Origin of the sequence: Sulfitobacter sp. HI0040, assembly GCF_001634885.1 — a bacterium.
Lineage (GTDB): Bacteria > Pseudomonadota > Alphaproteobacteria > Rhodobacterales > Rhodobacteraceae > Sulfitobacter.
This window is the reverse complement of the sequence record NZ_LWEX01000230.1, coordinates 1-794: the sequence shown is the minus strand read 5'-3', so window position 1 is coordinate 794 and position 794 is coordinate 1. Positions and strand designations below refer to the sequence as shown.

At 64.2% G+C, this 794-nt stretch carries 2 protein-coding genes and 1 pseudogene; all 3 read left to right on the top strand.

What is annotated here, in order from left to right:
- Positions 1–179: 179 nt before the first annotated feature.
- Complete coding sequence (locus tag A3728_RS12820; RefSeq protein ID WP_067924363.1) at positions 180–425, top strand: BolA family protein; 246 nt, start codon at positions 180–182, stop codon at positions 423–425.
- 4 nt (positions 426–429) lie between these two features.
- Positions 430–675, top strand: a complete 246-nt coding sequence (locus tag A3728_RS12815; protein ID WP_067924361.1) for a hypothetical protein — start codon at positions 430–432, stop codon at positions 673–675.
- Positions 672–794 (top strand): annotated as a pseudogene (locus A3728_RS12810) (Grx4 family monothiol glutaredoxin); the annotation flags it as partial. The gene A3728_RS12815 and the pseudogene A3728_RS12810, both read left to right, overlap by 4 nt.

The following is a 794-nucleotide window of genomic DNA, read 5'->3' as shown; positions in this document are numbered from 1 at the left end:
CGGGGCCGCCTTGCGCCCGCAGGCTGGCCCGGCGCGCCGCGAAAGCCAAGCGGAAAGCGCCCTGCCCCCGACCATGGTCGCCCCGAACCGTGGCCCACCCCCGGCCCGACGGACAGCTTGCACGCAGGCGCCGCCACCACTACATCAGGAACATACCGCAGACCTACCGGAGCCGTCCCATGCCCATGCAAGCCCGCGACATCGAAGACCTGATCCGCGAAAGCTTTCCCGACGCCCAGATCACGATCACCGATCTGGCGGGAGACGGCAATCACTATGCGGCAGAGGTGATCGACGCCTCTTTCGCCGGCAAGAATCGGGTCCAGCAGCAGCGCGCGGTCTATGCCGCGCTCAAGGGCAAGATGGATGGCAGCCAGGGCGAGCTGCACGCGCTGGCACTGACCACCAAGGCCCCCGAGGGCTGATCCGGTGGAACTGGGCCTGATCCTCCTTCTTTGTGCGCTGATCGCCGTCGTGACCGTGTTGCGCGCGGCACAATCGATCCGCCACCACAAGGATGACGAGCGCGGGTCCGAACCGGGCACCGGCTATCACGAGGTCGAGGCCAATTATCACTCTGGCGGCGGCGGGGGCGGACAGTCCTATACCTTCAAGGTACCGCGCGACCCGCAGGAATACGCGAAACAATTCATTCCAAGGAAACGACGCAAATGACCGATGCATCCACACAGATCAAGGAAACCGTGAGCAACAACGATGTCGTGCTGTTCATGAAGGGCACCAAGGAAATGCCGCAATGCGGGTTTTCCAGCCGCGTGGCCGGTGTGCTGAAC

Excerpts from the sequence above, each read along its gene's own strand:
- A3728_RS12820 (WP_067924363.1), top strand. The coding sequence starts at position 180 with ATGCCCATGCAAGCCCGCGACATCGAAGACCTGATCCGCGAAAGCTTT.